A 25,194-nucleotide genomic window follows, 5' to 3' on the forward strand; every position below is an offset into this window, starting at 1 on the left:
ATGCCCAACGAAACTCCCACGACACCCTCCGTGATCGACAGCGAAGCACTGGCGAAGCTGCAAGCCTGGCAAGGCCGCAGCGAGACGCTGGCCGACGACATCACCGCCGCGCCCGTGCGCGCTCTCTCCGCCACGCTCGATCGTGACGATGCTCCGCCCGAAGCCGGCACGTGCCTGCCCGAGCTGTGGCATTGGCTCTACTTCCTGCCGCACCACCGCCAGTCCGAAATCGGCGAAGACGGCCATGCGAAGCGCGGCGGCTTCCTGCCGCCCGTGCCGTTGCCGCGTCGCATGTGGGCCGGGGGGCGGCTTGCCTGGGAGCCCGGCAACCCGCTGCAGGTCGGCGACAGGATCGAGCGCACCTCGACCATCGCATCGGTCACGCACAAGGCGGGCCGCACCGGCGAACTGGTCTTCGTGCTCGTGCGCCACGAGGTGCGCAACGAGCGCGGCCTTGCGCTGACCGAGGAGCACGACATCGTCTACCGCGCCGCCGCGCAGCCAGGTGAAGCGGGCCCGCCACCCACGCCCGCGCCGAAGGACGCCGCCTTCAGCCGCGACATCGTGCCCGACGACGTGCTGCTGTTCCGCTATTCGGCGCTCACCTTCAACGGTCACCGCATCCACTACGACCGCCGCTACGTGACGCAGGTCGAGGGCTATCCGGGCCTGATCGTGCACGGCCCGCTGATAGCGACGCTGCTGGTCGACCTGCTGCGCCGCAACGTGCCGGGCGCGCAGCTCGCGCGCTTCGAGTTCCGCGCGGTGCGCCCGACTTTCGACATCGCGCCGTTCCGCGTGCACGGCAAGCCCGGTGCCGACGGAAAGACATTCAGCCTTTGGGGCGAAGACGCCGACGGCTGGCTCACGATGCAGGCCACGGCCGTGCTGGCCTGAGGGGAGAACCGACACATGACAAGACCCCTGGACGGCATCACCGTCATCTCGCTCGAGCACGCGATTGCCGCGCCGTTCTGCACCCGCCAGCTGGCCGACCTCGGCGCGCGCGTCATCAAGGTGGAGCGCCCCGAGGTGGGCGACTTCGCGCGGGCCTACGACGCCCGGGTGCACGGCGAGGCCTCGCACTTCGTGTGGGTGAACCGCTCGAAGGAAAGCCTCACGCTGGACCTGAAGCAACCCGCCGCGCTCGCCGTGCTGCAGGAGCTGGTGGCCGATGCCGACGTGCTGGTGCAGAACCTCGCGCCCGGCGCCGCCGCGCGCATGGGGCTCGGTGCGCAGGTGCTGCAGGCGAAGCACCCGCGGCTCATCGTCTGCGATATCTCGGGCTACGGCGAAGACGGGCCGTACCGCGACAAGAAGGCCTACGACCTGCTGATCCAGAGCGAGGCGGGCTTTCTGTCGGTCACGGGCACGCCGGACGATCCGTGCAAGTCCGGCAATTCCATCGCAGACATTGCGGCGGGCATGTACGCATACACCGGCATCCTCGCGGCGCTGCTCCAGCGCGGCAAGACCGGCAAGGGCTCGCACATCGATGTGTCGATGCTCGAATCGCTCGCGGAGTGGATGGGTTACCCGATGTACTACGCCTACGAAGGCGCGCCGCCGCCGCCGCGCAGCGCCGCTTCGCACGCGACCATCTATCCCTACGGGCCGTTCCCCGCCGGCGATGGCGGCACCGTGATGCTGGGCCTGCAGAACGAGCGCGAGTGGCGCACCTTCTGCGAGAAGGTGCTGCTGCAGGCAGGGCTCGCAACCGATGCCCGCTTCGACAGCAACGCACGGCGCAATGAAAACCGCGAGGCCCTGCGCGCGATCATCGTCGAGACCTTCGGCGCGCTGAGCACGGCACAGGTGCTGGAGCGGCTCGACACGGCGCAGATCGCCAACGCCCGAATGAACGACATGGCCGGCCTGTGGGCGCATCCACAGTTGCAGGCGCGCGAGCGCTGGCGGCAGGTGGGTTCGCCGGCGGGCGACATTCCGGCCTTGCTGCCGGCTGGTCGGCAGAGTGCGTTCGACTACCGCATGGACCCGATTCCGGCGGTCGGTGAGCACACCGAGGCGATCCTGCGCGGCCTCGGGCGCAGCGAGGCGGACATTGCGGCGCTGCGCGAGGCGAGGGCGGTGTGAGCGCGCTCGCCCTGGCACGCGCCTTTCTCTTCGTGCCTGCCGACCGGCCCGAGCGCCATGCGCGCGCGCTGGCCACCGGGGCGGGCGGCGTGATCGTCGATCTGGAGGATGCGGTGGCGCCCGAACGCAAGGCGGCGGCGCGCGAGGCGCTCGCCACCTCGTTCGCCGCGTTGCCCGTCACCGACCGGCAACGCCTGCTGGTCCGCGTCAATGCCGCCGGCACGCCATGGCATGACGATGACTGCGCGCAGGTCGGCGCGCTGGTAGCGCAAGGCCTGATTGCGGGCGTCGTGCTACCCAAGGCGGAGCGTGCGGCCGATCTGTCCCGGCTGGCCGGGGCCGTCGGTCCACGGGGCGTGCTGGTGCCGCTGATCGAATCGGCCGCGGGCCTGGCGGCAGTCGATGAAATCGCGGCCGGCCCGCAGGTGCTGCGGCTCGCGTTCGGCAATCTCGATTTCCAGGCCGATATCGGTCTGGCCTGCGACGCGGACGAAGCCGAACTCGTGCCGGTGCGACTCGCATTGCTGCTGGCCTCGCGCCGCGCCAACCTGCCCGCGCCCATCGACGGCGTGACGCCAGACTGGCGCGACGCCCAGCGGCTGGCCACCGACACCGCACGCGCCCGGCGCGGCGGCTTCGGCGCCAAGCTGTGCATTCACCCCGATCAGGTTTCGCCGGTGCATGCCGCGCTCGGCCCCAGCGCCGACGAACTGGCGTGGGCCCGTCGCGTGGTCGACGCCATTCGAGCGTCGGGCGGCGGCGTGGTCAGCCTCGACGGGCGGATGGTCGACGCGCCCGTGGTGCGCCTGGCCGAACGCCTGCTGGCGCTCGAAGACCAGCCGGCGCCCTGACAGAACACCCATAACCATAGGAGACAAAGAAGTGACAGCAACAAAGACGACGAAAACGAAGACCTGGAAATTCAAGACCCTGCTCGCGGCCTCGGCCGGCGCCTGCCTGTTCGCCCTGCAGTCGCCCGCCATCGCGCAAGCCGCGTGGCCCGACAAGCCCATCACCATGGTCGTGCCGTACTCCGCCGGCGGCCCGACCGACGTGGTGGCGCGCATGCTGGCCATTCCCATGGGCAAGTCGCTGGGCCAGACCGTGATCGTCGAGAACACCGTGGGCGCGGGCGGCACCATCGCACCCACGCGGGTGGCCAGGGCGGCGCCGAACGGCTACACCATCCTCATCCACCACATGGGCATGGCCACCGCGCCCGCGCTCTACAAGAAGCTCAACTACGACCCGCTGAAAGACTTCGAGTACATCGGCCAGGTGCTGGACGTGCCGATGACGCTGCTGTCGCGCAAGGACTTCCCGGCCAACAACTACCAGGAACTGCTGGCCTACGTGAAGGCCAACAAGGACAAGGTCACGCTGGCCAATGCGGGCGTGGGCGCGGTGTCGCAGCTGTGCGGCCTGCTGTTCATGAACCAGATCGGCGTGCAGCTGACGACGGTGCCGTACAAGGGCGCCGGCCCGGCGCTCAACGATCTCATGGGCGGGCAGGTTGATTTGCTGTGCGACCAGACCACGCAGACCGCGCCGGTCATCAAGGACGGCAACCGCGTGAAGGTGTTCGGAGTGACCACGCCGCAGCGCCTGTCGAGCATGCCCAGCATCCCGACGCTGGACGAGCAGGGCCTCAAGGGCTTCGACGTGCGGGTGTGGCACGGCATGTATGCGCCCAAGGGCACGCCGCCCGCCGTGATCGAGAAGCTCAACGTCGCCTTGCGCGCCGCGCTGCAGGACGACATGGTCAAGCACCGGCTTGCCGAACTCAGCTCGGAAATCGTGCCGCTGGACAAGCAGACGCCGGAAAGCCTGCGTACGCACCTCGCGGCAGAGGTTGCGAAGTGGGGCAAGGTGATCCGCGCCGCGGGTGTCCAGGCGGATTGATTGTTCAGGCGGGCGGCGGCTCCGGCTGCCCCCGCAGCGTCTCGTCGAACAGCGCGAGCAGGTGCCGCGCGAACACATCCATGTTCGCCGGCCGGTCGCTGTCGCCGGTCTCGATGGTGCGGCTCACCGTCACCGCGCCGACCACGGCGATGCACACGTGCCCCGGGGCATCGCCGTACGGGCTGCCTGACGGGCCGGCCGCGCCGCTTTCGGCGATGCCCCAGGTGGTGTGGTGGGTGTCGCGCATCCGGCCGGCGACGAGCAGGGCGTAGGGCTCGGTTTCGCCGCGCATGCCGGTCATGTCTTCCGCGGTCAGGCCCAGCAGCGCCCGGCCAGCGCGCCGCGAATAGACGACGGCGCCGCCGCGGAAGTAGGCCGACGCGCCCGGAATGGCGAGCAGCGCAGCCGACACGAGGCCGCCTGCGGAAGACTCGACGACCGAGACCGTCTGGCCCCGTGCGCGCAGCGTTTCGCCGATACGCGCGGCGAGCACCGGTAGCGGTTCGGGAAGCGAGGGTGCGGTCATGGCGCCTGGAAACGGGAGCCGGGCCGTTTCACGTACGCCGGCGCGCGCTCATGGCTCGCCGTGTCTCCGTAGATCGTGTCCGCCGGGTAGTACTCGGCCTGCAGTTGCACCCGGGCCGCGGCTTCCTCGCCCGCGGTGTGGGCGATGAAGGCCAGCATGAGGTCGGTACCGGCCGATACCCCCGCCGACGTCCAGACATTGCCGTCACGCACGAAGCGCTGCTCGACCACCTTCACGTCGCCCAGCGCGCGCAGGCGGTCCAGCGATCCCCAGTGCGTGGTCGCGGTCTTGCCCGAGAGCAGCCCGGCCGCGTGCAGCACGAAAGCGCCGGTGCACACCGACATCAGCGTCTGGCAGCCCGGTGCCTGGTCGGCCAGGAAGCGCGTCATGGCGGGGTTGTCGACCTCGCGGCGCGTGCCCATGCCGCCGGGCACGAGCAGGCAGTCGAGAGGCGGGCAATCGGCAAAGGACACGTGCGGGTTGATGGACAGGCCCTTGGCGCAGACCACCGGTTCGCGCTTTTCGGCCACGATCAGGCAGTGCTCGGGACCGGCGGCCAGCTTGCTCCACATGGTGAGCATTTCCCAAGGGCCGACGAAGTCGAGTTCCTCGACGTCGGGGAAGACGATGATCCCGAAATTCATACTTTCGAACTCCTTGGGTGTTGCCGCTTGCACGGGCTTGCACAAGAACAGACAGTGCGAGGATAGAGGCTGGGCACGAAGGCCGCTCTTCGTGACAGCTGGTTGCAAGCTTGGCTCAGTGTTTTCCTCAGAGGACGCAGGCTTGAAACTCGCTAGAGTGAAGGCGGCCGTTCAGGCTTTTGCTACGTACACAAAGGAAATCTTATGAGCAAGAAAGTTGCATATGTCACCGGGGGCATGGGTGGCATCGGAACAGCCATCTGCCAGCGTCTGCACAAGGACGGGTTCACCGTGATCGCCGGTTGCGGCCCCACGCGCGACTACGCCAAGTGGCTGGCCGAACAGAAAGCCGAAGGCTTCGAGTTCCACGCGTCGGTCGGCAATGTCGGCGACTGGCAATCCACTGTCGAGGCCTTCTCTGCCGCCAAGGCAGCGCATGGCGCCATCGATGTGCTGGTCAACAACGCCGGCATCACGCGGGACCGCATGTTCCTGAAGATGACGCCCGAAGACTGGAGCGCAGTGATCGAGACCAACCTCAACAGCATGTTCAACGTCACCAAGCAGGTGGTGGGCGACATGGTCGAAAAGGGCTGGGGCCGCATCATCAACATCAGCTCGGTCAATGGCGCCAAGGGCCAGGCGGGCCAGACCAACTACTCGGCGGCCAAGGCCGGCATGCACGGCTTCACCATGGCGCTGGCGCAGGAGCTGGCCAACAAGGGCGTGACGGTCAACACCGTGAGCCCGGGCTACATCGGCACCGACATGGTCAAGGCCATCCGCCAGGAAGTGCTCGACAAGATCGTGGCCACCATCCCGGTCAAGCGCCTGGGCGAGCCGAGTGAAATCGCCTCGATCATCGCGTGGCTCGCCACCGACGAAGGCGGCTACAGCACCGGGGCCGACTTCTCGGTCAACGGCGGCCTGCACATGCATTAAGCATGCTGACCTGCACCTGATCGACAAAACCCGCTTCGGCGGGTTTTTTCATTTGATCGATGCGGGTTCCACGGATAGAAAGCCGCCAACACGCGTCCTACAGTGTCCAACCCTCCGGAGGCAAAAATGGAAAACACAACAAGCACACCCGCCAGAAAGCTCCCGCTCTACCGTTCGCTCTACGTGCAGGTGATCACCGCGGTGATCATCGGCGTGCTGCTCGGCCACTTCTATCCCGCGGCCGGCGAGGCGATGAAGCCGCTGGGCGACGGCTTCATCAAGCTGATCAAGATGATCATCGCGCCGATCATCTTCTGCACGGTGGTGGTGGGCATCGCCGGCATGGAAGACATGAAGAAGGTCGGCAAGACCGGCGGCCTGGCGCTGCTGTACTTCGAGGTCGTCAGCAGCATCGCGCTCATCGTCGGGCTGGTGCTGGTCAACGTGCTCAAGCCCGGTGCGGGCATGAACGTCGACCCGGCCACTCTCGACACCAAGTCGATCGCCTCCTACACCGGCCCCGGCAAGATGACCGGCACGGTCGACTTCATCCTGAACATCATCCCCAACACGCTCGTCGACGCGTTCGCCAAGGGCGAGATCCTGCAGGTGCTGCTGATCGCTGTGCTGTTCGGCTTTGCGCTGCACCGCTTCGGCGGCCGCGGCACGCTGGTGTTCGACGTGATCGAGAAGGGCTCGCACGTGCTCTTCGGCATCGTCAACTACATCATGAAGCTGGCACCCATCGGTGCCTTCGGCGCGATGGCATTCACCATCGGCAAGTACGGCCTGGGCAGCCTGTTCTCGCTCGGCAAGCTGATGGGCACGTTCTACCTGACCTGCCTGCTGTTCATCTTCGTGGTGCTGGGGCTCATTGCAAGGTTCCACGGCTTCAGCATCTGGAAGTTCATCAAGTACATCAAGGAAGAACTGCTGATCGTGCTGGGCACCTCGTCGAGCGAATCGGTGCTGCCGCGCATGATGGAGAAGATGGAGAACCTGGGCGCGAACAAGACCTGCGTCGGCCTCGTGATTCCCACGGGCTATTCGTTCAACCTCGACGGCACCTCGATCTACCTGACGATGGCGGCGGTGTTCATCGCGCAGGCGACCAACACGCCGATGACGCTCACGCAGGAGATCACGCTGCTGGCCGTGCTGCTGCTCACTTCGAAGGGCGCTGCGGGCGTTACCGGCAGCGGCTTCATCGTGCTGGCGGCCACGCTGTCGGCGGTGGGCCACGTGCCGGTGGCGGGGCTCGCGCTCATCCTGGGCATCGACCGCTTCATGTCGGAGGCTCGCGCGCTCACCAACCTGATCGGCAACGGCGTAGCCACCATCGTGGTCGCCAAGTGGACCAACGAGCTCGACGAAACGCGGCTGCAGGCGGGGCTCAACAACGAGACTTGGGTAGAGGCGCAAGAGCCTGAGACGTTGGATGCCGCTCGTACCAGCAAGATGGTTGGCTAGGACGAAGGGCATGGTTCGGGGCGCGATCACGCCGACGGCGTGCTCTGCTCCGCGAATGTCCCCCGGCCTTCGGCCTCCTCCTTTATTTCGCTGCGCAGAGCACACCATCGACATGATCGATGGACGCAGCGGTTGATCGGCCGGCACTACAGCCGCGTCAATGTGCGAATGGCACCGGGTGCTCCCCGCAGCGAAATAAAGGAGGAGCCGAAGGCGGGGGACATTCGCGGAGGGGAGCACCCGGTGTCATTCGCACGCATCCCGAACAAGAGCGCCCCAGACGATATGGCCGTGTGAAATAAAAGGGCAGACATCGTTCCTGCAAAATGGAGCGATGCCCCACAGCGTTTCCCTCATCAACACGATTGCCGCCGGCTTGGGGCTGGCGCTGGTGTTCGGATTCCTGGCAGCCAAGCTGCGGCTGCCCGCGCTGGTCGGCTACCTGTTGGCGGGCGTGATCATTGGCCCGTTCACACCGGGCTTCGTGGCCGACGCGGAAATCGCCGCCCAGCTTGCCGAAATCGGCGTCATGCTGCTGATGTTCGGCGTGGGCCTCCATTTTTCCCTCGACGACCTGCTTGCCGTACGCAAGATCGCACTGCCCGGCGCGATCGCGCAGATCGGCGTGGCCACGCTGCTCGGCGGTGGGCTGGCCCTTTGGTGGGGCTGGAGCCCAGGCGCGGCACTGGTGTTCGGGCTCGCGCTGTCGGTGGCGAGCACGGTCGTGCTGCTGCGCGCGCTCGAAAGCCTGGGCATCCTCGATTCATTTACGGGCCGCATCGCCGTCGGCTGGCTCGTGGTCGAAGACCTGGCGATGGTGCTGGTGCTCGTGCTGTTGCCGCCGCTGGCGGGCACGCTGGGCGGGCAGGGTGCGCAGCAGGCCGGGCCGGCCGATCCGCTGTGGCAGACGCTAGGCCTCACGCTGCTGCAGGTCGGCGGCTTCGTGGCGTTGATGCTGGTGGTGGGGCGGCGCGTGTTCCCGTGGATCCTCTGGCAGGTCACGCGGACCGGCTCGCGCGAGCTGTTCACGCTGTGCGTGGTGGCCGCGGCCGTGAGCATCGCTTTTGCCTCGGCGGCGCTGTTCGGCGTGTCGTTTGCGCTGGGCGCCTTCTTCGCCGGCATGGTGATGCGCGAGTCGCAGTTCGCCCACCGCGCCGCGCAAGAGTCGCTGCCGTTGCGCGACGCCTTCGCGGTGCTGTTCTTCGTGTCGGTCGGCATGCTGTTCGACCCGTCGGTGCTGATCGAGCGGCCGCTGCAGGTGTTGGCGGTGGTGCTGGTCATCGTGCTGGGCAAGTCGCTTGCGGCCTGCGCGCTGGTGCTGGTGTTCCGCTACCCGCTGGGCACGGCGCTCACGGTGAGCGCCAGCCTGGCGCAGATCGGCGAGTTCTCGTTCATCCTGGCCGGGCTGGGCGTGTCGCTGGGCCTGCTGCCGGTGGAGGGCCAGAGCCTGGTGCTGGCGGGTGCGCTGATTTCCATTGCCACCAACCCGTTGTGGTTCAGCCTGATAGGGCCGATGCAGAAGTGGCTCCATGCCCGTTCGTCCTTCGCGCGCGGGCTCGAATCGCGCGACGACCCGCTGGCCGAACTGCCCATGACCACCGAGGCCAAGTACCTCTCGCGGCAAGTGGTGCTGGTGGGCTACGGCCGCGTGGGGCGCCGCATTGCGGCCGAACTCGACGCGCACGACATTCCCTACGTGGTGGCCGAGCAGAACCGCGAGCTTGTCGAAAAGCTGCGCGAGGCCGGCACGCCGGCCGTGTGGGGCGACGCGGCCGACCCGGCGGTGCTGATCCAGGCGCACATCGCGCGCGCCCGCGTGCTGGTGGTGGCCACGCCCGACGCCATGAACGTGCGCCAGATGATGGAGACGGCGCGCACGCTCAACCCCACCATCCAGACCGTGATCCGCAGCCACAACGAGCAGGAGGCCCGGCTGCTCACGCAGGAAACCTCTGCCACCGTGTTCCTCGGCGAGCACGAACTCGCCCAGGCCATGGCCCGTGATGTAGTCCAGCGCGCCGTGTCGATGGCCGTGCCGGCTTGACGACGCCCGCTTTCCTCTTCTTCTCAGAGGTCTTCGATGACCAGCGTGCGGTAGCGCTGGGCGATGGAATAGGGCACGGTGCGCACCAGTTCCATCAGGCGTTCGGCGGCAGCGCCGTCTCTTGTCCTCACCAGCAGGCCCGTGTGGCCGTCGCGCGCCAACTCGGTATAGGCGCGTACCGTCGCGGCGTCGGTGCCGGCGGAGGGCAGGGGGTTGTCGGATGTCTTCGCGGTCGGGGCGATTTCGGCCAGCACCGTTTGCGCGGGCAGCAGATAGACCTCGTCGCCACTCATGCCTTTTTCGATCAGGCGGTGGCCGATGCGGTCGGCGTCTTCCGCACTCGGAAACATCACCATCGAGTAGCCGGTCGGATAAAAGGCCCCGCCGATGCTCGATCGCATGCCCGGTTCAAGAGTGAAATGCTTCATGCTGCCTCCTGTTCTTGGAAAGGCTTCTGAAAGGTCCCTGACTACAACATTAGGTCGCACCGGCACCGGGCTCTGTAGGAGAAACCCGAAAGCACTGTCAACCGCGTGCGTACCCCGCCCATTCAAAAAAGAACCGACAACCTTGTCAGCCACTCTTACCTCCATGCCCTCATCGAGAAACATCGCGCTCACCGTCCATGAACTGGAGGCGGGCGAGTTCTATTGGGTGCTGATGGAGGCGGTCGACGACACGCCTGGCGAGACCTCCCACGTCTATGTGCCGCTGGAGGCCGCCCACGATCCCTATGCCACCTATTCGAACGCGCTGGTGGCGGGCGTGGCCGTGATGCGGCGGCTGTTCGGACCCGACGGAAGGCCTGCCTGAGGCCGATCAGAGGCCTTCGGCGGAAGGCCTCTCCCTATAATCCCGCCGTTCTGGTGCGTTAATTCTTATTAATCCCGCCAGGCAACACGGTTCGAAGGTGCCCCGCACGCCATCTCATGGCCACGGGGTTAAACGGGAAGCAGGTGCGCCGCGTCGTTCATTCTTGATTGATTGACGCTGCAACTCCTGCGCTGCCCCCGCAACGGTCAGCGGATCTGGAAACCCTCACGCTCATGCCTCCCAGACGGCACGGGCAGCCACTGCGCTTCGGCGTGGGAAGGCGAGGGTTTCGGCCGCGGTGTGCATCCATTCATTGATTGATTGGCACGCCGCGGCGCTCCGCAAGCCCGGATACCGGCCTTCGCAACCGCCTTCGGACGCTGCGGGAGTGCGTGTCCGGGCCTGCCACCGCTTCGCGCTCGCGCGTACCGTCGCAGTCCCTTCGCCTCTTCCGCCGCGTCCTCTATCGGTCAGGAGCCTGCGGGGACGCAGGCCGGAGGAGAAGTCACATGGGTCATGCATCGCCAGCGCGCGATCGCACGGGTGCGCCGCTGCGTTGGACGCGCCTTTCGGGTCTTTCACTGGGTCTGGGGCTGGTTTTCGGGCCTTCCGCGGTCTTCGCGCAGTCGTCGGGTGAAGTGGCGAATGCGGGCCAGACCCTCAAGCCGGTGCAGGTCGAGGCCGAACGGCATACCCCGCTAGCCATCGACGAGCCCTCGCACACCGGCAGCCGCCTCGGCCTCACGCCGCTGGAAACGCCGGCCAGCATCGAGGTGCTGACGGGCGACACCATCCGCGCACGCGGCGACGTCTCGGTGATCGATGCCGCCACCCGCGCCACTGGCATCACCGGCACGCCCGGCCCCGGCAATGGCGGCACCGCGATGGTGGCGCGCGGTTTCTCGAGCCACGGCTCGGTGATGCAGCTCTTCGACGGCACGCGCCTCTACGCAGGTGCGGGCACCGTCACCTTCCCGTTCGACACCTGGTCCGTCGACCGCATCGAGGTGCTGCGCGGCGCGGCCTCGGTGATGTACGGCGAGGGCGCCATCGGCGGCGCCATCAACGTGGTACCCAAGAAGCCCACGCGCGGCCCGATCCAGAACGAGGCGCTGGTCACGATGGGCTCCGACGCCACCCGCCAGGTGGCCTTTGGCAGCGGCGGGGCGATCAACGACAAGCTCTCCTACCGCTTCGACATCAGCCACCGCCAGACCGACGGCTTCATGCAGCGCGGGCAGGCCGAGAGCCTGGCCGTGGGCGCGGCCGTGCGGCTCGACGTGTCGCCGCAACTGCAGTTCACGCTGTCGCACGACGAGGGCCGGCAGTCGCCGCAGCGCTACTTCGGCGTGCCGCTGATCGACGGCCGCCTGAGCAGCCAGACGCTGCGCCAGAACTACAACGTCGACGATTCGGAAATCAAGTACCGCGACAAGTGGACCCGGCTCGACGCCCAGTGGACGCCCAACAGCGCCGTCACCGTGCGCAACCAGCTCTACCGGCTGGAGAGCAAGCGCCACTGGCGCGACAGCGAGACCTACACCTACAACGCCACCACGCGGCGCGTGACGCGCGGCGACTACCTGGAAATCGGCCACGACCAGGAGCAGATCGGCAACCGCACCGACGCGACCTTCAAGCACAGCCTGTTCGGCCTGGCCAACCAGGTGCTGGTGGGCTTCGACGCGAATCACATCAACTTCCTGAATTCGAGCGACACGCCCTACGGCGGTCGTTCGGTGGTCGACCCGTTCAACTTCAATCCCGGCTACTACGTGTCGCCGGTGGCCTACACGCCGCGCTACCGGACCAAGACCGACACCTACGCCTTCTTCACCGAAGACAAGCTGGCCTTCAACGAGCAGTGGTCGGTGGTGGGCAGCCTGCGCTGGGACCATGCCAAGGTGGCGCGCACCGACCTGCAGAACGCAGCCAACAACCTCGGCAAGACCTTCGAGTACGCCACCGGCCGCCTCGGCGTGGTGTATGCGCCCGATGTGTCGCAGTCGTTCTATGCGCAGGTGGCGCGCGCGGCCGACCCGCTGACCTCGCTCATCTCCACCTCGGCCACGCAGGTGCCGTTCGAGCTCAGCACCGGCCGGCAGGTCGAGGTTGGCTACAAGCGCCAGCTGGCCGACAACCGCGGCGCCTGGACCGTGGCGGCCTATCGCATCGAGAAGACCAAGCTGCTCTCGCGCGACGCGACCGATCCGACCATCACCCAGCAGATCGGCAAGCAGTCGTCCGAAGGCATCGAGGCCACGCTCGACCTGGCGCTCACCTCGACGCTGCGGCTCGAAGCCAACGTGGCCAAGCTGCGCGCGCGCTATGACGACTTCAACGAAGTCGTCAGCGGGCGCCTCGTCTCGCGCGCGGGCAACACGCCCACTGGCGTGCCCGAAGAGGCCGCGAATCTCTGGCTCAACTGGCGCTTCCTGCCGCAGTGGGAGGCCGATTTCGGCGTGCGCTACGTCGGACCACGCCAGGTCGATACGGCCAACTCGCGCAAGATCGGCTCCTACACGGTGGCCGATGCGGGCGTGAGCTGGCAGGCGAATCCTTCGCTGAAGCTTGCGCTGCGCGCCTACAACCTGGCCGACCGCCGCTACGCGGTGTCGTTCTCGAACGGCGGCAACCAGTGGTTGCTGGGCCGCCCGCGTTCGTTCGAGCTGTCGGCTCTGGTCAACTTCTGAGCGGCGCTCCCATGACTTCCGCATGGCGCCGCGCCTGGCCGATCATCCGGCACTGGCTCTACTGGACGCACCGGTGGCTGGGCATTGGCGGCTGCCTGCTGTTCGTCATGTGGTTCGTCTCGGGCGTCGTGATGATGTACGTGGGATATCCCAACCTCACGGACGAAGAGCGGCTTGCGGGGCTGGCGCCGCTGCGTTTCGAGCAGGCGGCGGTGTCGCCAACCGCTGCACTCGACGCGCTGCCGCAGGCGGCCCGCGTGCAGCCGCGGCGCATGGTGCTGGAGATGCAGGGCGGCATCAACGCCGAGCCCGTATGGCGCATCGTCGATGCGAGCGGAGGCCGGCACACGGTCTCGGCGCGCGACGGCCATGTGCCCGGCCCGGTCGATGCCGCGCAGGCCGAAACCATCGCACGGGCCTTCTCGGGCCATGCGAGTGCGCATTGGGCCGAGACACTGGAGCGCGACCAGTGGACCGTGCCGCAGGGCCTGAACCCGCTGCGCCCGCTGCACCGCATCGAAGTCGGCGACGCGGCCGGCACGGAGCTGTACGTGTCTTCGCGCAACGGCGAAGTGGTGCGCGACACCACACGCTCGGAGCGCTTCTGGAACTGGCTGGGCTCCGTGCCGCACTGGATCTACTTCACGCCACTGCGCGCCGATCCGCCGCTGTGGCACGACGTGGTGGTGTGGCTGTCGGCGGCATGCATCGTCTCGGCCGTGACGGGCATCGTCATCGGCATCCTGCGGGTGCGCCTGCGGCGCAGGTTCCGCAATGGCGCGGTCACGCCGTACAACGGATGGATGGCCTGGCACCACATCGCGGGGCTGATCGGCGGCTTCTTCGTGCTGACGTGGATCATCAGCGGCTGGCTGTCGATGAACCCCAATGGCTGGTTCCAGCGCGGGCCGGGCGACGCGGCTGCGATGGCGCGCTACACGGGTGCCGGTAAGTCGCCGTTCCCCTGGCCGCCAGCGGTGTTGCCGTCAGGCGAGGGCGAGGCTGCCCCGCGCGAGGCCGTGCTGCTGTGGTTCGACGGCAAGCCGCTGCTGCAGCTGCGCGACGCGAAGGCGCGCGTGCGGGTGGTCGATGCGGCCACCGGCAGCCCCGCCGTCATCGGCAAGAGCGACATCCTGCGCGCCGCCGCCCGCCTGCGGCCCGGCGCCATCACCCAGGCCACGCTGCAGACCCGCGAAGACTTCCACTGGTACGGCCACCACCGCGAGCGCACCGTGCCCGTGTGGCGGCTGCAGTTCGACGATCCCGCGCACAGCTGGATCTACATCGACCCGGCCAGCGGGCAGGTCGCCGGCAGCAACGACAGCAATTCGAGGCTGCGACGCTGGCTCTTCAATGCGGCGCACAGCCTCGACTTTCCCTGGCTCATCCAGTACCGGCCGGCCTGGGACCTCGTGGCGTGGCTGCTTTCCATCGTCGGCACCGTGGCCTCGGCCAGCGGCGTCGTGATCGGCTGGCGACGGCTGCGGCGCAAGCCTCGACCATTGGCCATATCGAAGGGGCTTGCGCAAGCAGGCCCATGAACCAACAATCAACTTTCGCACTGCGGTGCATTTCAGGAGGTGCTCGATGCACATCGAACCAGGTCTCGTCGACGGATCCAAGATCTTCCTCAGCTACGCCACGGCGGCAGCTGCTCTCGCCTACACAGGCAAGGTGGCCTTCGATACGGCCGTGAAGGACGGCCTTGCCGCCCTGGCGCTGCGCTCGGCCATTGCCATTGCGCTGGTGTTCTGCTTCTTCGAGGTGTTGCCGCATCACCCGGTGGGCGTGTCCGAGGTGCACCTGATTCTGGGCACGACCCTGCTGCTGGTGTTCGGCCTGGCGCCTGCGGCCATTGGCCTGGCGGGCGGGTTGCTCATCCAGGGCCTGTTCTTCGAACCGCAGGATGTGCCGCAGTTCGGCATGAACGTCACCACCTTGCTGGTGCCCTTGTTCGCAACGGCCGCGCTGGCACGGCGGATCATTCCCCAGAACCTGGCCTACGTGGACATCAGCTACCAACAAGCATTCAAGCTGTCGGTGGCCTACCAGGGCGGCATTGTGGTCTGGGTCGGCTTCTGGGCGCTCTACGGACGCGGCACCGGGCTCGAGAACCTGAGCCAGATCGCCAGCTTCGGCGCTGCCTACATGACGGTCGTGCTTGTCGAGCCGCTGGTCGACCTGGGTGTGTTGGCCGCCGCAAAGGCCTGGCGTCGTCTGCAGGGCACGGCCTTCGTCGAGCGCCGCCTGTACAGCGCCATCTGATTCAACCAATGCATCGCCGCGCTCACGAGGTGCTGCCTCGGGGAGCGGCACGGGCGCTTGCGCGCCTGAAAGAACATATCCCATGACACAAGCAAGCAACGCCAAGATCCCCGTCACCATCGTCACGGGCTTCCTCGGCAGCGGCAAGACCACGCTGCTGCGCCACATCCTCGGCAATGCCGAAGGCCGCCGCATCGCGGTGATCGTCAATGAGTTCGGCGAACTCGGCATCGACGGCGAGATTCTTCGTGGCTGCGGCATCGGCTGCGACGACGAGGGCAACGAGCGCGAAGGCGCGCTGTACGAGCTGGCCAACGGCTGCGTCTGCTGCACCGTGCAGGAAGAATTCCTGCCCGTGATGTTGCAACTGGCCGAGCGCCGCGGCGATATCGATGCGGTGATCATCGAAACCTCAGGCCTCGCGCTGCCCAAGCCGCTGGTGCAGGCCTTCCAGTGGCCGGACATCGCCAACATCTTCACCGTGGATTCCGTGGTCACGGTGGTCGACGGCCCGGCCGCCGCCTCGGGCCAGTTCGCCGAGAACCCCGAGGCTGTCGACGAAGCCCGCCGCGCCGACCCCAACCTCGACCACGAGTCGCCGCTGCACGAGCTGTTCGAAGACCAGCTCTCGGCCGCCGACCTCGTGGTGCTCAACAAGACCGACCTGATGGACGACGCCGCGCGAGCGAAGGTCGAGGCGCTGGTGCGCGAAGAGCTGCCGCCCGAAGTCAAGATCGTGGCTGCCACCGAAGGCCGGCTGCCGCTCGCGCTGCTGCTGGGGCAGGGCCGCGCGGCCGAGGCCACCATCCACCTGCGCGAAAGCCACCACGACCACGAGGAAGACCACGACCACGACGAGTTCGACTCGCTCGTGATCGAGTTGCCGCCCGTGGATCGCGACGGCCTGCTCGCTGTGCTGGGCAAGCTGGTCGAGCAGCACACCATCTACCGTGTGAAGGGCTTCGTCGCCATTCCGGGCAAGCCGATGCGCCTGCTGGTGCAGGGCGTGGGCCGCCGCTTCGACCATCACTTCGACCGCCGCTGGCGCGATGGCGAGGCGCAGCGCACGCGGCTCGTGTTCATCGGTGAAGACCTCGACGAGGCGGTGCTGCGCAAGGCGCTGGAAGAGGTGAGCGCGGTCGCAGCCTGACGGCCTGAACGCATGCATCTGCTGAGCACCCAGCCCGGACGCTTCGTCGAAGACGACAGCGTCGTCACCCGGCTCGACCAGACGCCGGGCGACATCGTGGTGCTCAGCTCGGCCGACACCACGCTGGCGCTGCTCGCGGCGGCGCGCACGGCGCTGGCGGTCACCGACCCTGGCTATCCGTCGCTGCGGCTGGCCAACCTGATGCACCTGCGCCAGCCTGCGTCGCTCGACCTGTACATCGACGAAGTGCTGCAGCATGCGCGCGTGGTGGTGGTCGATCACCTGGGTGCGGAATCGGCCTGGGCCTACGGGCTCCAGCAGCTCGAAAAGCTCGCGAAGCGCAAGGGCCAGCAGCTCGCCATGTTCTCCGGCGACTTGCAGGAAGACGAAGACCTGCTTGCGCGCAGCACGGCGCCGCGCGCGGTGAGCCGCCAGCTCTGGCAGTACATGCGCAGCGGCGGGGCGGGCAATGCGATGCAGTTTTTGCGCGCGGTGGCCTTCCATGGGCTGGGCCACGGCGAAGCGCCGCTGCCGCCGCGCAGCCTGCCGCAGGTTGCGCTGCATGTGCCGCGCGGCATTGACGCTGCGCACACCGTGGCCGGCATCGACGATTTGCGCGCCGGGTGGCATGCGGGCGCGCCGGTGGTGGCGCTGGTGTTCTATCGCTCGCATCTGCTGTCGGGCAACACGGTGGCTTTCGATGCGCTCGCCGCCGCATTGAGCGCAGAAGGGCTGAACCCGCTGCCGGTTGCGCTCGATTCGCTCAAAGACCCGCTGTGCCTGTCCACACTGCGCGAGCTGTGCACCGACCATGACGTGCAGCTCATGCTCAACACCACGGCTTTCGCCGCGTTGGGGCAGGGCGCGCAGAACGAAGAGGGCGAAGGCATCGCGCTGGCCGGCGACGCACCCGTGCTGCAGGTGATCGTGAGCGGCGGCAACCGCGAAGACTGGCTGGCCGACAGCCAGGGCCTGCGCCCGCGCGACATTGCCATGCAGATCGCGCTGCCCGAGATGGACGGCCGCATCATCACGCGCGCCGTGAGTTTCAAGGGCCTGTCGCACCGCTGCGAACTTACGCAGACCGAGGTGGTGAACTACCAGCCCGAGCCCGATCGCATAGCTTTCGTCGCCGAACTGGCGCGCCGCTGGTGCCGGCTGCGCAGCCTGCGTGCCGGCGACAAGCGCATCGCGCTGATCCTCGCGAACTACCCGGGCAGCGAGGGGCGCATCGGCAGCGGCGTGGGGCTCGACACGCCTGCCTCGGTGATGGCGATCCTGCGCGCGATGGCGGCCGAGGGTTATGCGCTGGGTGAGCCCGGCGCAATGCCCGCCGATGGCGATGCGCTGATGCGCAAGCTGCAGGAAGGCATCGCAAACGATCCCGCGCAATGGGCAGCGCGGCCAGCGTGGCAGAGCTACGGGCTGGCCGAGTACCGCGCATGCCTGGCGAAGCTGCCCGATGGCATGGCGGCGGCCATCGACGCGCATTGGGGGCCGCCCGAACAAGACCCGATGGTGCGAAACAGCCGCTTCATGATTGCCGGCCTGCGGCAGGGCCGCGTGTTTGTCGGCATCCAGCCTGCGCGCGCACTGGGCACGCTGGGTGCAGCCGACTACGCGAGCTATCACGACGCGGAGCTGGTGCCGCCGCACAGCTATCTCGCTTTCTATTTCTGGCTGCGCGAGGCCTTCGCCATCGACGCGGTGGTGCATGTCGGCAAGCACGGCAACCTCGAATGGCTGCCGGGCAAGAGCATCGCGCTGTCGCAGACTTGCTGGCCCGACGCCATCCTCGGACCGCTGCCCAACGTGTACCCGTTCATCGTCAACGACCCGGGCGAGGGTGCGCAGGCCAAGCGGCGTACGCAGGCGGTCATCGTCGACCACCTGATGCCGCCGCTCACGCGCGCCGAGAACCACGGCCCGATGCAGGACCTGGAACGGCAGGTCGACGAGTACTACGACGCACTGCTGGTCGATGCGCGCCGCGCCAAGGTGCTGCGCGCGCAGATCCTCGCGGCGGTGCGGGCGCAGCATCTGGTCGAGGAACTGGGCATGCCCGGCGCGGAAGACGATGCGGTGCTCGCACGCGTGGATGCCTACCTGTGCGAGCTGAAGGAAACGCAGATCCGCGACGGGCTGCATGTGTTCGGCGCATCGCCGCGCGAGAGGTTGCGGCGCGACACGTTGCTGGCGCTGGCACGCTATCCGGCTGCCGATGGTGCGGGCGCGAATGCCGGGCTGCTCGGCGCGCTGTCGCAAGACCTGCTGGCGGGCGATGCCTTCGACCCGCTCGACATCGACGCGGCCCGGCCGTGGCAGGGCGCGCGCCCCGCGCTGCTGCAATCGGTGAGCACTGAAGCGTGGCGGCATCAGGGCGACACGCGCGAGCGGCTGGAACTGCTGGCGCAGCGCCTGCTGGAAGAGGGCGCATGCCCGCCCGAGCTTCCGAAGACTGCCGCCGTGATGGGCCGCATCGCACACAGCCTGGCGCCCGCGCTCGATGCCTGCGGTGCGCAAGAGCTGCTGCAACTCTCCCGCGCCCTGCAGGGCCGCTTTGTGCCGCCGGGCCCGAGCGGTTCGCCTTCGCGCGGCCGGCCCGACGTGCTGCCTACCGGCCGCAACTTTTACGCTGTCGATACGCGCGCCATTCCCACTCCCACCGCCTGGATGCTCGGCCTCAAGTCAGCCGCGCAATTGGTCGAGCGGCACATGCAGGAGCACGGCGACTATCCGGTGGCCATGGGCCTGTCGGTCTGGGGCACGGCCACCATGCGCACCGGCGGCGACGATCTGGCGCAGGCCTTCGCGCTCATCGGCGTGCGGCCCAAGTGGGCACCGGGCAGCCAGCGCGTGGTCGACTTCGAGGTGCTGCCCACGGTCGGCATCGGCCGTCCGCGCATCGACGTCACGCTGCGCATCTCCGGCTTCTTCCGCGACGCCTTTCCCAACGCCGTGCAGATGTTCGATGCGGCCGTGCAGGCCGTCGCCGCACAGGAAGACGAAGACGCCGAGCGCAACCCGATTCGCGCACGCATCCTCCGTGAGGCCGCCGCGCTGGAGGCGCAAGGTGCTTCTCCGGAAGAAGCGCGCCAGCAGGCCGGTTGGCGCGTGTTCGGCTCCGCGCCCGGCAGCTACGGCTCGGGCCTGCAACCGCTGTTCGACCATGGCGACTGGCAGACCGACGACGACCTGTCGAAGGCCTACGTCGGCGGCAGCGCCCACGCCTACGGCCAGGGCAGCGACGGCGTGCCCGCCGCCGACGCGCTGGTGCGCCGCCTGCGCGCCATGAACGTCGTCATGCAGAACCAAGACAGCCGCGAGCACGACCTGCTGGACTCCAACGACTACTACCAGTTCCAGGGCGGCATGGTCGCCGCCGTGCGCCATTTGAGCGGCCGGCAGCCGGCGATGTACCACGGCGACCATGGCAACCCGCAGGCGCCGCGCGTGCGCACGCTGAAGGAAGAAATCAGCCGCGTCATCCGCTCGCGCGTGGTCAATCCGAAGTGGATCGACGGCGTGAAGCGGCATGGCTACAAGGGCGCCTTCGAGATGGCCGCGACGGTCGACTACCTGTTCGGCTTCGATGCCACCGCGCGCGTGGTCGGCGACCACCAGTACGCGATGGTGGCCGACGCCTATGTGCTCGACGAAGCCACGCGTGACTTCGTGAGCGAACACAATCCGCGCGCGCTGCACGACATGCTCAGCCGCCTGCTCGAAGCCATGCAGCGCGGCCTGTGGCAGTCGCCCGGCAACTACAAGAACCAATTGGAAAACCTGCTGCTCGACCACGAGCAGCAGATGGAAGGAAGCCTGCGATGACCACTGCCGCCCCGATGCCGGTGCCTTTTCCCTTTGCCGCGATAGCGGGCCAGCCGCACCTGCGCCAGGCGCTGCTGCTGGCTGCTGTCGATCCCGGCCTGGGTGGTGTGCTGATCGAAGGGCCGCGCGGCACTGCCAAGACCACGGCTGCCCGTGCGCTGGCCGAGCTGTTGCCGGGTGCCCCCTTCGTCACGCTGCCGCTGGGCGCGAGCCTCGAAAGCCTCGTCGGTACGCTGGACCTCGGGCAGGCGCTGGCCGGCCATGAGCTCAAGTTCGCGCCCGGCCTGCTGGCGCGCGCGCATGGCGGCGTGCTGTACGTGGACGAAATCAACCTGCTGCCCGATGCGCTGATCGACTCGCTGCTCGACGCGGCGGCCAGCGGCGTCAACGTGGTGGAGCGCGACGGAATCTCGCATCGGCACGCCGCGCGCTTCGTGCTGGTCGGCACCATGAACCCGGAAGAGGGCACGCTGCGCCCGCAACTGCTCGACCGCTTCGGCCTGTGCGTGCAACTGCGCAACATCGGGGACGCGGCGGAGCGGCAGGCCATCGTGCGCGCGCGGCTGGCCTTCGATGCCGATCCGCAGGGCTTTCGTGCGAAGCACGCACAGGAAGAGGCCGAACTGGCTGCTGCGCTGGTTCGCGCGCGGGCGCTCGTGGCAGATGCAGCGGCGCTGCCGTACGGCGATGCGGTGCACGAGGCGGTCGGTGCGCTGTGTATCGAGGCCGGCGTCGATGGATTGCGAGCCGATCTCGTGATGCTGCGCTCGGCTCGGGCACTTGCAGCATGGGAGGGCTCGGCTGCCATCACCACCGACCACGTGCAGCGCGTGGCAGAGGCCGTGCTGCTGCATCGGCGCAAGCCTGAAGCCGAGGCTGCGGCGCCGGCCCCGATGCCTCGAGTCGCAAAGCCCGATGGAACGATCAACGGCAAGGACGAAGCAAACAGCGCAGGCGACGAAGACTGGGGCGCCATGCCCCCTGAACCCGTCGGCATCGAGCGCGTGAAGCCGCTGCGCCCGCTGATCGACCGCACGCAGGCCGCCCCAAAAAAAGCCTGAGCCTCCGGGACGCCGCACCCGCTGGCGCACGCCAGGGTGACCGGAGGCAGGGTTCGCAAAGGGACGCATGGCAGGGCCGCTCGCCGCAGGGCGCGGCCTTCGACTGGCCGCGCACCCTCGTGGCACGCGGCGCCGACCGGCTGCGCGCCGGGCACCTGCGCCATCGCCCGCAAGAAGCGCGCAGCGGCGCGCTCCATTGCTTCCTGCTCGACTGCTCGGCCTCGATGCGCAACGACGGCAACCTCGCACGCGCCAAGGGCCTGCTGCTCGCGCTGATACAAGAGGCCTACCAGCGCCGCGACCACGTCGCGCTGCTGTGCTTTGCCGGCGAGGTGGTCGAGCTGCGTCTGCCGCCACGCCGCGCCAGCGCCTGGAACGACGACTGGATCGCGCCTATTGCCGCCGGTGGCGGCACGCCGCTAGCGCTGGGCGTGCAGCGTGCCGGCCAGTTGCTCGCGAAGAGCGAAACGCGGCAGCGCTGGCTGTGGCTGCTGACCGACGGCCGCAGCAGCGAAAGCCCCGCGCGGCCCGAGACCGCCGATGTTGCGTGCGTGGTCGATTTCGAGGCGGCACGAATGCCGCTGCATCGCGCCAAGCAGCTCGCCGCGCAATGGGACGCGCGCTACCTCATCGTGTAGGGCTGATCGGCGGTTTTTGCACCGCCGTTGCGTTACCGTGCGGCATGAGCGTCAAAACCTGCTTCCTGGCCCTTGCGTTGAGCGTGACGCTGCCTGCTTTCGCACAACCCGCGGTGCCGCCGGATGGCGCGACTTGCCAGGCGGAGGAGGCATTGCTCGAGCGCGACATCGATCTTGCGCGTTCCCGGGGCCAGATGTTGCGGCGGCGAGAGCTTGCCGAGGCATTGAGCGCGCTGCAGCTGCGTTGCAGCAAGACTGCGCCGCCGGCCGAGAGCCGCGCAGCCCGCATCGACAGGCTGGAGCAGGAAGCCCGGGCGCTTCGCCTGGAACTCGATCGCACCGAGGAGCAACTGCGCAAGCTGAAGAACGAGTCGCCCTGACGGCAGCGCCGCCTCGGACGACGGGTCGCTTACGGGGCGGGCGTCTCGGTTTCTTCAGGCGCCAGCATCGTCCCCCGACAGCCCGGCGAGCCGCAATGGCAGGGGTACTTCGACGGCGGTGAGCCGTCGTCCGCCGTCAGCGAGTAGTCGATGAACAACTCGTCGCCCGCGTCCACCGCCACCAGCGTCTGGAACTTGAGCACCAGTTCGCCGCCCTCGTCGTATTCCTCCACCGCTTCGCAGTTCGGCTCGCACGAGTGATTCAGGTGGCGCGTGGCGTTGCCGCCCTTGGAGCCGTCGATGGTCTCGTGGTTCGTCAGCGTGAACAGGTAGGTGAGCTGGTCGTCCCAGACCTTGGTGGCGATTTCGGCCTTGGTGTAGCGGCGGCCTTCGTACAGGCCGAGAAAGGCTTCGGCCGGCAGGTCGCGCGTGGCAAAGGCGCCGAGGCCGTGCACGCCGCTGGGGCCCACCCGGACGAAAGGGGTGGACGAGGTTTGCTTGCGATGCTTCATGGGGGAAAGAAGGAAACGGGGGCGTCGAGATATCAAGTGATCGGCAGCTTCGCCACGAAACAGGTGCCTTCGTCCGCACAGGACGTGACCTCCAGCGTGCCGCCGTGGGCCGCGGCGATTTCCGAGCAGATGTAGAGGCCGAGTCCCAGTCCGCCGCCGGGCTTGCTGTTCTCGGGGCGCCAGTAGGGCTGGAAGATCTTCGCGATGTCGCCGGGAGGAATGGGGTCGCCGCCGTTCGTCACCGACAGCACGAGCTGGCCGTTGCGCACGTCGGCGCAAACCACGATCGGCTGGTCCGGCGCGCCGTGCGCGACCGCGTTGCCGAGCAGGTTGGACAGCACCTGCTGGATGCGGCCCTGGTCGCAGCGCACCACGCCGCTGACCGAGAGTTCGTCGCGGATGTCGAGCGCGGGATGGGCGGCGCGCACTTCGTCGATCACGTCGTTGAGTCCCGAGGCCAGGAATTCGGTTTCGCGGATTGCGAGGCCCATGCCCGAGCCGAGCCGCACGCGCGCGAAGTCGAGCACGTCGTCGATCAGCGCCGACATGCGGCGCGTGCTGGCCTTGAGCCGGGTTCCGAGCTTGACGAGGTCGGGCTCCGCCTGCCGCCGGATCAACAGTTCGGCCGCGACGCCCACCGATGACAGCGGGTTGCGCAGGTCGTGCCCCAGCACGGCGATGAACTGCTCGCGCAGTTCGGCTGCGTCCTGCGCCGACTGCAGGGCTGTTTCGGTGCGCTCCTGCCGGGCTTCGGTTTCGAGCTGGCGCGCGATCAGGTCAGCAAAGGCGGTGAACATCGTCACCACCCGGGCATCGGACACCATGGCTGGGCGCGGGTCGATGGCGCAGAGGTTGCCGAAGTAGTCGCCGTTGCTGTGGATGATGGGCACCGAGATGTAGCTCTCGATGTTGTACAGGCGCGGTGTGTGATGGTTGGCGTAGACCGGGTCGGTGCTGGCGTGGTCGATCACCACGGGCTGGCGGGCCATGCGCGATTCGCTGCACAGCGTGGTCTCCACCTTGAGCTGGCCGCCGGGCTCCAGGCCGAACTGGATGGTGTCTTCCACCGCGCAGGCGGTCCAGGTGCCGTCGGTCACGCGGGCCACGGCGGCAAAGCCCATGCCGGTGTTCTGGCAGATGATCTTCAGCAGCGAGGGCACGGCGCTGATGCGGCCGATGGCGGCCACGTCCCGCGCGATGGCCTCGTCGCTGTCGACGTCGGCGGCAGGCGCGAAGAGGGCGGCAGGCGTGTTCAAGGTGCTGGAATGGTACGCCAGGGCCCGCGAAGTCAAGGCTTGGGCTCGCCCAGCGAGGCCAGGCAGCCAACGATCGCATCGGCCGCCTCGTCCAGCCGCGGGCCGGGGCGCATCATCAGGTCGAAGCGGGCCGAGGCAAAGCTGCACACGCGCCCGCGCTGGATGGCCGACATGGCCGACCAACCGGGCCGCGAAGCCATGGCCGAGATTTCGCCGAGGGCCGAGACCATCAGCACGTCGGGGTTGGCGCGCACCACGAACTCGGGGCTCATCTTCGGGAACGGGCCGAGCGTACCGGGCACGGCGTTGCCAAGCCCCAGGCGGGCCAGCGTCTCGCCGATGAAGGAGCTTTCGCTGGCCGCGGCCATGCCGCCGTGCACTTCGAAATACACGCGCCGGCCTTGCCAGCCGGCGGGCACGCGCGCCTTGGCTGCGTCCAAGCCCGCGTCGAGCTTGCGCCAGAAGGCTTCGCCCGCACCGGGACGGCCGGTGGCGCGGGCCACGGTTTCCATCACGCGGCGCATGTCGGCATGGGTCTTGGCGTCCAGCGCCAGCACCTTGATGCCCAGGCGCTCCAGCGGCTCGGCGGCGCGGCTGCGCGGACGCAGCAGCACCAGGTCGGGCTTGAGCGCGACGATGCGCTCGATGTTCGCGTCATCGATGCCGCCCACCTGCGGCAGCCCTTTGACCGACGCCGGCCAGTTGGCGTGGCGGTCGATGCCCACCAGCCGGTCGCAGGCCTCGAGTGCGCAGACGGTTTCGGTCAGCGAGGGCATCAGCGACACGATGCGTTTGGCCGGCGCCTGCAGTTCGAGCGTGGTGCCGCGATCGTCCTCGAGGCGGATGCCGGCTGCGTGCGCGTGCATTGCCGCCGGGCCGAGGCCCAGGGCCACAAAGGCCGCGGCCTTGGCGATCTGTCGCGCGGTGGTGGTGGAAAGGGGCGGGCGCGGGGCGGAAGAGTTCATCGGGCGGG

At 68.1% G+C, this 25,194-nt stretch carries 22 protein-coding genes and 1 riboswitch; of the genes, 16 read left to right on the forward strand and 6 right to left on the reverse strand.

Annotated elements, in window-relative coordinates; all coding sequences use genetic code 11:
* Genes BLW48_RS17065 through BLW48_RS17080 form a run of 4 tightly spaced genes read left to right on the forward strand, consistent with a single transcriptional unit; the run spans position 1 to position 3,996 of the window.
* Positions 1-897: an HTD2 family dehydratase gene (locus BLW48_RS17065; RefSeq protein ID WP_093176507.1), complete on the forward strand. Its 897-nt coding sequence runs from the start codon at positions 1-3 to the stop codon at positions 895-897.
* Positions 898-912: 15 nt separating this feature from the next.
* Entirely contained in the window at positions 913-2,094 is a 1,182-nt protein-coding gene (locus BLW48_RS17070; protein ID WP_093176508.1) for a CaiB/BaiF CoA transferase family protein, read from the forward strand.
* The gene (locus tag BLW48_RS17075; protein ID WP_093176510.1) at positions 2,091-2,945 is read left to right on the forward strand and encodes an HpcH/HpaI aldolase/citrate lyase family protein; all 855 of its coding nucleotides are present in this window, start codon (positions 2,091-2,093) and stop codon (positions 2,943-2,945) included. The genes BLW48_RS17070 and BLW48_RS17075 overlap by 4 nt, the downstream gene beginning before the upstream one ends.
* 31 nt (positions 2,946-2,976) lie before the next feature.
* Positions 2,977-3,996, forward strand: a complete 1,020-nt coding sequence (locus BLW48_RS17080) for a tripartite tricarboxylate transporter substrate-binding protein (RefSeq protein WP_093176511.1) — start codon at positions 2,977-2,979, stop codon at positions 3,994-3,996.
* A 4-nt stretch (positions 3,997-4,000) separates the two neighbouring features.
* Here BLW48_RS17080 and BLW48_RS17085 read toward each other — a convergent pair whose 3' ends face one another.
* Both BLW48_RS17085 and BLW48_RS17090 read right to left on the reverse strand, forming a co-directional pair.
* Positions 4,001-4,522, reverse strand: a complete 522-nt coding sequence (locus tag BLW48_RS17085) for a CinA family protein (protein WP_093176513.1) — start codon at positions 4,520-4,522, stop codon at positions 4,001-4,003.
* Positions 4,519-5,166 (reverse strand): DJ-1/PfpI family protein, encoded by a 648-nt coding sequence (locus BLW48_RS17090; RefSeq protein ID WP_093080302.1) that lies wholly within the window; start codon positions 5,164-5,166, stop codon positions 4,519-4,521. Before BLW48_RS17090 ends, BLW48_RS17085 begins: the two co-directional genes overlap by 4 nt.
* 204 nt (positions 5,167-5,370) lie before the next feature.
* On the opposite strand from BLW48_RS17090, the gene phbB reads away from it, so the two are divergent.
* From phbB to ybaL, 3 genes are all read left to right on the forward strand, one after another.
* A complete protein-coding gene (phbB, locus tag BLW48_RS17095; protein WP_093052606.1) occupies positions 5,371-6,108 on the forward strand; it encodes an acetoacetyl-CoA reductase in 738 nt (245 codons plus the stop codon).
* Between the two features lie 126 nt (positions 6,109-6,234).
* The gene (locus BLW48_RS17100; RefSeq protein WP_093176514.1) at positions 6,235-7,578 is read left to right on the forward strand and encodes a dicarboxylate/amino acid:cation symporter; all 1,344 of its coding nucleotides are present in this window, start codon (positions 6,235-6,237) and stop codon (positions 7,576-7,578) included.
* A 334-nt stretch (positions 7,579-7,912) separates the two neighbouring features.
* Positions 7,913-9,622 carry a cation:proton antiporter domain-containing protein gene (gene ybaL, locus BLW48_RS17105; RefSeq protein WP_093052600.1) on the forward strand — a complete coding sequence of 570 codons (1,710 nt, stop codon included), beginning with the start codon at positions 7,913-7,915 and terminating at the stop codon, positions 9,620-9,622.
* Positions 9,623-9,645: 23 nt separating this feature from the next.
* Here ybaL and BLW48_RS17110 read toward each other — a convergent pair whose 3' ends face one another.
* Complete coding sequence (locus tag BLW48_RS17110) at positions 9,646-10,050, reverse strand: hypothetical protein (protein WP_093052597.1); 405 nt, start codon at positions 10,048-10,050, stop codon at positions 9,646-9,648.
* Positions 10,051-10,213: 163 nt separating this feature from the next.
* On the opposite strand from BLW48_RS17110, the gene BLW48_RS17115 reads away from it, so the two are divergent.
* From BLW48_RS17115 to BLW48_RS17155, 9 genes are all read left to right on the forward strand, one after another.
* Positions 10,214-10,435: a hypothetical protein gene (locus BLW48_RS17115; protein WP_093052594.1), complete on the forward strand. Its 222-nt coding sequence runs from the start codon at positions 10,214-10,216 to the stop codon at positions 10,433-10,435.
* A 78-nt stretch (positions 10,436-10,513) separates the two neighbouring features.
* A riboswitch (cobalamin riboswitch) is annotated at positions 10,514-10,813 on the forward strand.
* Between the two features lie 131 nt (positions 10,814-10,944).
* Positions 10,945-13,128 (forward strand): TonB-dependent receptor, encoded by a 2,184-nt coding sequence (locus tag BLW48_RS17120; RefSeq protein ID WP_093176516.1) that lies wholly within the window; start codon positions 10,945-10,947, stop codon positions 13,126-13,128.
* A gap of 11 nt (positions 13,129-13,139) precedes the next feature.
* Complete coding sequence (locus tag BLW48_RS17125) at positions 13,140-14,669, forward strand: PepSY domain-containing protein (protein ID WP_093176518.1); 1,530 nt, start codon at positions 13,140-13,142, stop codon at positions 14,667-14,669.
* Between the two features lie 46 nt (positions 14,670-14,715).
* Positions 14,716-15,393, forward strand: a complete 678-nt coding sequence (locus BLW48_RS17130; RefSeq protein WP_093176519.1) for an energy-coupling factor ABC transporter permease — start codon at positions 14,716-14,718, stop codon at positions 15,391-15,393.
* Between the two features lie 82 nt (positions 15,394-15,475).
* Positions 15,476-16,543, forward strand: coding sequence for a cobalamin biosynthesis protein CobW (gene cobW / locus BLW48_RS17135; protein WP_093176521.1), 1,068 nt, complete (start codon positions 15,476-15,478; stop codon positions 16,541-16,543).
* Positions 16,544-16,555: 12 nt separating this feature from the next.
* Positions 16,556-20,374, forward strand: a complete 3,819-nt coding sequence (cobN, locus tag BLW48_RS17140; RefSeq protein ID WP_093176522.1) for a cobaltochelatase subunit CobN — start codon at positions 16,556-16,558, stop codon at positions 20,372-20,374.
* Positions 20,371-21,435, forward strand: coding sequence for a magnesium chelatase ATPase subunit I (locus BLW48_RS17145; RefSeq protein ID WP_093176524.1), 1,065 nt, complete (start codon positions 20,371-20,373; stop codon positions 21,433-21,435). The genes cobN and BLW48_RS17145 overlap by 4 nt, the downstream gene beginning before the upstream one ends.
* 119 nt (positions 21,436-21,554) lie before the next feature.
* Positions 21,555-22,073 carry a vWA domain-containing protein gene (locus tag BLW48_RS17150; protein ID WP_256330796.1) on the forward strand — a complete coding sequence of 173 codons (519 nt, stop codon included), beginning with the start codon at positions 21,555-21,557 and terminating at the stop codon, positions 22,071-22,073.
* Positions 22,074-22,117: 44 nt separating this feature from the next.
* Complete coding sequence (locus tag BLW48_RS17155) at positions 22,118-22,453, forward strand: DUF1090 family protein (RefSeq protein WP_093080326.1); 336 nt, start codon at positions 22,118-22,120, stop codon at positions 22,451-22,453.
* A gap of 29 nt (positions 22,454-22,482) precedes the next feature.
* Here the strand turns inward: BLW48_RS17155 and BLW48_RS17160 are convergent, their stop codons facing one another.
* From BLW48_RS17160 to BLW48_RS17170, 3 genes are read right to left on the reverse strand one after another with little or no spacing between them, the layout of a single operon-like run.
* On the reverse strand, positions 22,483-22,965 hold the full coding sequence (locus tag BLW48_RS17160; RefSeq protein WP_093052567.1) for an SET domain-containing protein: 483 nt from the start codon (positions 22,963-22,965) through the stop codon (positions 22,483-22,485).
* A 32-nt stretch (positions 22,966-22,997) separates the two neighbouring features.
* Positions 22,998-24,221, reverse strand: a complete 1,224-nt coding sequence (locus tag BLW48_RS17165) for a GAF domain-containing sensor histidine kinase (RefSeq protein ID WP_093176527.1) — start codon at positions 24,219-24,221, stop codon at positions 22,998-23,000.
* 32 nt (positions 24,222-24,253) lie between these two features.
* Complete coding sequence (locus BLW48_RS17170; protein ID WP_093176822.1) at positions 24,254-25,186, reverse strand: ABC transporter substrate-binding protein; 933 nt, start codon at positions 25,184-25,186, stop codon at positions 24,254-24,256.
* Between the last annotated feature and the right edge of the window lie 8 nt (positions 25,187-25,194).

Origin of the sequence: Variovorax sp. YR266 (assembly GCF_900107295.1) — a bacterium.
In the GTDB taxonomy this organism is placed as follows: Bacteria; Pseudomonadota; Gammaproteobacteria; order Burkholderiales; family Burkholderiaceae_C; genus Variovorax.

Coding starts and splice junctions, on each gene's coding strand:
- BLW48_RS17065 (WP_093176507.1), top strand. CDS start 1: ATGCCCAACGAAACTCCCACGACACCCTCCGTGATCGACAGCGAAGCA.
- BLW48_RS17070 (WP_093176508.1), top strand. CDS start 913: ATGACAAGACCCCTGGACGGCATCACCGTCATCTCGCTCGAGCACGCG.
- BLW48_RS17085 (WP_093176513.1), bottom strand. CDS start 4,522: ATGACCGCACCCTCGCTTCCCGAACCGCTACCGGTGCTCGCCGCGCGT.
- BLW48_RS17090 (WP_093080302.1), bottom strand. CDS start 5,166: ATGAATTTCGGGATCATCGTCTTCCCCGACGTCGAGGAACTCGACTTC.
- phbB (WP_093052606.1), top strand. CDS start 5,371: ATGAGCAAGAAAGTTGCATATGTCACCGGGGGCATGGGTGGCATCGGA.
- BLW48_RS17100 (WP_093176514.1), top strand. CDS start 6,235: ATGGAAAACACAACAAGCACACCCGCCAGAAAGCTCCCGCTCTACCGT.
- ybaL (WP_093052600.1), top strand. CDS start 7,913: ATGCCCCACAGCGTTTCCCTCATCAACACGATTGCCGCCGGCTTGGGG.
- BLW48_RS17110 (WP_093052597.1), bottom strand. CDS start 10,050: ATGAAGCATTTCACTCTTGAACCGGGCATGCGATCGAGCATCGGCGGG.
- BLW48_RS17115 (WP_093052594.1), top strand. CDS start 10,214: ATGCCCTCATCGAGAAACATCGCGCTCACCGTCCATGAACTGGAGGCG.
- BLW48_RS17120 (WP_093176516.1), top strand. CDS start 10,945: ATGGGTCATGCATCGCCAGCGCGCGATCGCACGGGTGCGCCGCTGCGT.
- BLW48_RS17125 (WP_093176518.1), top strand. CDS start 13,140: ATGACTTCCGCATGGCGCCGCGCCTGGCCGATCATCCGGCACTGGCTC.
- BLW48_RS17130 (WP_093176519.1), top strand. CDS start 14,716: ATGCACATCGAACCAGGTCTCGTCGACGGATCCAAGATCTTCCTCAGC.
- cobW (WP_093176521.1), top strand. CDS start 15,476: ATGACACAAGCAAGCAACGCCAAGATCCCCGTCACCATCGTCACGGGC.
- cobN (WP_093176522.1), top strand. CDS start 16,556: ATGCATCTGCTGAGCACCCAGCCCGGACGCTTCGTCGAAGACGACAGC.
- BLW48_RS17145 (WP_093176524.1), top strand. CDS start 20,371: ATGACCACTGCCGCCCCGATGCCGGTGCCTTTTCCCTTTGCCGCGATA.
- BLW48_RS17155 (WP_093080326.1), top strand. CDS start 22,118: ATGAGCGTCAAAACCTGCTTCCTGGCCCTTGCGTTGAGCGTGACGCTG.
- BLW48_RS17160 (WP_093052567.1), bottom strand. CDS start 22,965: ATGAAGCATCGCAAGCAAACCTCGTCCACCCCTTTCGTCCGGGTGGGC.
- BLW48_RS17170 (WP_093176822.1), bottom strand. CDS start 25,186: ATGAACTCTTCCGCCCCGCGCCCGCCCCTTTCCACCACCACCGCGCGA.